Annotated in this window: 3 protein-coding genes; 2 read left to right on the forward strand and 1 reads right to left on the reverse strand. The window is 69.5% G+C overall.

Translation table 11 applies throughout. The annotated features are described in order from the left end of the window. Nucleotides 1-709 (forward strand): hypothetical protein (locus tag GJ693_RS17070; RefSeq protein WP_197042224.1); only part of this gene is annotated, 709 nt, incomplete at its 5' end. 63 nt (nucleotides 710-772) lie between these two features. Here GJ693_RS17070 and purB read toward each other — a convergent pair. Then, nucleotides 773-2,083, reverse strand: a complete 1,311-nt coding sequence (gene purB / locus GJ693_RS14375; RefSeq protein ID WP_156256958.1) for an adenylosuccinate lyase — start codon at nucleotides 2,081-2,083, stop codon at nucleotides 773-775. A 37-nt stretch (nucleotides 2,084-2,120) separates the two neighbouring features. On the opposite strand from purB, the gene GJ693_RS14380 reads away from it, so the two are divergent. Continuing rightward, the coding region (locus GJ693_RS14380; protein ID WP_156256959.1) for a primosomal protein N' at nucleotides 2,121-4,092 on the forward strand (1,972 nt) is incomplete at its 3' end.

Genomic DNA, 4,092 nt, shown 5'->3' on the forward strand with positions numbered 1-4,092 from the left:
CGGCAATGCGGCCGCCAGCGGCGCCGGCGAGGCGCAGGGTTCGGCCAATGGCGCCGCCACGGCCGCCGGCAGCAAGGCTGGCACGGCGCAGGGCAGCCTGATGGGCAATGCCATGGGCACCGCCAGCGGCATGCTGAACACGGCTGGCAGCGCCCAGGGCGCCGCCAACGGCCAGGCCAGCAAGACGGTGGGCGGCAACGCCAACGGTGCGCTCCTCGGCAATGCCATGGGCAGCTCGACCGGCATGCTGCAGGCAGGCAAGAGCGTGCAGGGCGACGGCACGGCCAATGGCAATGCCGCCGGCAACGCCAATGGCTCGCTGATCGGCAACGCCATGAGCGCGCCGACCGGCATGCTGCAGACCGCCGGCAGCGCGCAGGGCGCCGCCAATGGCCAGGCCAGCAAGACGACCCGCAATGGCTCGGCCAGCGGTTCGGCCAACGGCAATGCCAACGGCTCGCTGATCGGGAACGCCATGAATGCGCCGACCGGCATGATGCAGGCCAGCAAGAGCGCCGAGGGCACCGCCAATGGCAACGGCAACGGCAACGCCACCGGTCAGGCCAGCAGCATGGCGCCGGTGACCCGCATGGCCGCTGCGCCGGCCAGCAACAACACGAAATCGGCGTCGCCCGCGCCCGCGGCCGCCCCCGCAAGCTCGCCGTCGGCCGGTGCTGGCGGTCAGCGCAACGACGTCAGGCAGCAGTAAAGCGCCTCACGTCACCGCGAAACCTCGCCCCGGCGCTTCCCCCGCGCCGGGGCTATTTTCATCTCAGCCAAACACGCGGGCGAAGATCGTCTCGACGTGCTTGAAATGGTAGCCGAGGTCGAACAGGCCTTCGAGTTCAGCCGGGCTCAGCCGCGCGGTCACGTCCGCATCGGCCTTCAGCAGATCGAGCAGGCCCAGCGCGCCATCGGCCTCCCACACCTTCATGGCGTTGCGCTGGACGAGGCGATAGCTGTCGTCGCGGGTCAGGCCGGCCTGGGTCAGCGCCAGCAGGATGCGCTGCGAGTGGATGAGGCCGCCCATACGATTGAGATTCTTCTCCATCCGCTCCGGGTAGACCAGCAGCTTGTCGACAACGCCGGTGAGCCTGGCCAGCGCGAAATCGAGCGTCACCGTGGCATCGGGGCCGATATAGCGCTCCACACTGCTGTGGCTGATGTCACGCTCGTGCCACAGCGCGACATTCTCCAGCGCCGGGGTGACGGCGGAGCGCACCATGCGGGCAAGGCCGGTCAGATTCTCGGTCAGCACCGGGTTGCGCTTGTGCGGCATGGCGCTCGAGCCCTTCTGGCCGGGCGAGAAATATTCCTCGGCCTCCAGCACCTCGGTGCGCTGCAGGTGGCGAATCTCGGTGGCCAGCCGTTCGATGCTGGAAGCGATCACGCCCAGGGTCGCGAAGAACATGGCGTGGCGATCGCGCGGGATGACCTGGGTGGAGACCGGCTCCACGCTCAGCCCGAGCTGCCCGGCGACATAGTCCTCCACCTGCGGATCGACATTGGCAAAGGTGCCGACGGCGCCCGAAATCGCGCAGGTGGCGATATCGGCACGCGCCGCCACCAGCCGGGCGCGGCAGCGGCTGAACTCGGCATAGGCCTGGGCCAACTTGACACCAAAGGTTGTCGGCTCGGCGTGGATGCCGTGGCTGCGGCCCATGGTGGGGGTGAACTTGTGCTCCAGGGCACGGCGCTTGATGGCGGCGAGCAGCGCATCCAAGTCGGCGAGCAAGATGTCCGCCGCGCGCGCGAGCTGCACGGCAAGGCAGGTGTCGAGCACGTCACTCGACGTCATGCCCTGGTGCATGAAACGGGCTTCCGGGCCAACCTGCTGCGCCACCCAGTCGAGGAAGGCGATCACGTCATGCTTGGTCACCGCCTCGATGGCGTCGATGGCGGCGACGTCGATGGCGGGTTTCGTCGCCCACCAGTCCCACAAGGCCTTGGCCGCGCTCTGCGGCACGACGCCCAGATCGGCCAGCTTCTGCGTCGCGTGCGCCTCGATCTCGAACCAGATGCGGAAGCGGGCTTCCGGTTCCCAGATGGCAACCATGTCGGGGCGGGAATAACGGGGGATCATCGTGGGCCTCTTTGATTTGCGGCGCGCCTAGCATGGGATGACGGGATTGCCTATCTGTGGCGTGGTGACTTCGCCCTCATCTCGTGTCCGCATCATCCCCTTCCAGCACGGGCTGGGGCCGCTGGACTACGCCGTGCCGCCGGGCATGGAGCTGCAACCGGGTGATGCGGTGGAAGTACCGCTGGGCCCGCGCCGCATCATCGGGGTGGTGTGGGATGCTGAGCGGCTGGCCGCGCCCGAGGTGCCTGCCGCCAAGCTGCGCCCTGTCATCGCCCGGCTTGACCTGCCGCCGCTGGCCGAGCCCCTCAGGCGCCTGATCGAATGGACCGCCGAATATTATGTCGCCTCGCTGCAATCCGTGGTGCGCATGGCCTGGCCGTCGGTCGCCTTCCTGTCCCCGCGCGAGTTCACCGAGTATCGACTGGGAGGCCCGGTGCCGAAGCGGCTGACGCCCGAACGCGCCAAGGCCATTGAGCGGCTGGAGGGGCGGCAGGGCACCGCGCGTGATCTGGCGCGTATGGCGCAGGTGTCGGACGCGGTGATCCGCGGCCTGGTCACCGCCGGCACATTGATTGCCGAGCGCGTGGCCGGCGATGCCACACCGCCGCAGCCCGATCCGGCCTTTGCGCCGCCGGCGCTGTCCGCCGATCAGCAGGCGGTCGCCGATGAGCTGGTGGCCGCAGTCGATGCGGGCGCGTTCGCACCGATCCTGCTCGAAGGCGTGACCGGCTCCGGCAAGACCGAGGTCTATTTCGAAGCGGTGGCGCAGGCAATCCGGCAGGGCGGCCAGGCGCTGGTGATGGTGCCGGAAATCGCGCTGACGGCACCCTGGCTGGCACGCTTTGCCGCGCGCTTCGGCTGCGCGCCGCTGGCCTGGCACAGCGACCTGAAGTCCAGCGAGCGCCGGGCGGCGTGGGCGGCCATTGCCGACGGCCGCGCCAAGGTGGTGGTGGGCGCGCGCTCGGCGCTGTTCCTGCCCTATGCCAATCTGAAGACCGTTATCGTCGACGAGGCGCATGAAGCCAGCTTCAAGCAGGAAGAGGGTGTGCATTATCATGCCCGCGACGTGGCGGTGATGCGCGGGCGCATGGAAGGCCTTCCCGTCATCCTCGCCACCGCCACCCCGGCCATCGAAACCCAGGTGCTGGCCAGCCGCGGCACCTATCGCCATCTCGTGCTGCCCAGCCGCTTTGGCGGCGCGGAACTGCCCGATGTGGCGCTGGTCGACATGACCCGGCATCCGCCGGCCCGCGGCACCTGGCTCTCCCCCGTTCTGGTCGCCGCCATCACCGACACGCTGGCCAAGGGCGAGCAGAGCCTGCTCTTCCTCAACCGGCGCGGCTATGCCCCGCTCACCCTTTGCCGCAGCTGTGGCCACCGCATCCAGTGCCCCAATTGCACCGCCTGGATGGTCGAGCATCGCCTGTCACGCCGGCTCGCCTGCCATCATTGCGGCCACCAGATGCCGGTGCCGGAACAATGCCCGGAATGCGGCGAGGCTGATCACCTGGTCGCCTGCGGCCCCGGCGTGGAGCGCATCGCGGAGGAAGTGCGCCGCACCTGGCCGGAAGCGCGCACGGCCGTCGTCACCAGCGACACCATCACGTCGCCGGCCCGCGCCGCCGCGCTGGTGGCGGCGGTGGAAGCGCGCGAGATCGACGTGATCGTCGGCACCCAGATGGTCACCAAGGGCTATCATTTCCCCGATCTCACGCTTGTCGGTGTTGTCGATGCCGATCTGGGCCTGTCAGGCGGCGACCTGCGCGCCGGGGAGCGCACCTGGCAGCAGATCATGCAGGCCGCCGGCCGCGCCGGGCGTGGGGTGAAACCGGGCCGCGTGCTGATCCAGACGCACCAGCCGAAAGCGCCGATCATGCAGGCGCTGGGGCGCGGCGATGCCACTGCCTTCTTCGCCGCCGAGATCGAGGCGCGGCGTGATCTGGGGCTGCCGCCGTTCGGCCGCCTCGCCGCGCTGATCGTGTCGAGCGAGGACGCCGCCGCCGCCCGGG

Source organism: Sandarakinorhabdus oryzae (assembly GCF_009733735.1).
In the GTDB taxonomy this organism is placed as follows: domain Bacteria; phylum Pseudomonadota; class Alphaproteobacteria; order Sphingomonadales; family Sphingomonadaceae; genus Sandarakinorhabdus; species Sandarakinorhabdus oryzae.

Excerpts from the sequence above, each read along its gene's own strand:
- purB (WP_156256958.1), bottom strand. The coding sequence starts at position 2,083 with ATGATCCCCCGTTATTCCCGCCCCGACATGGTTGCCATCTGGGAACCG.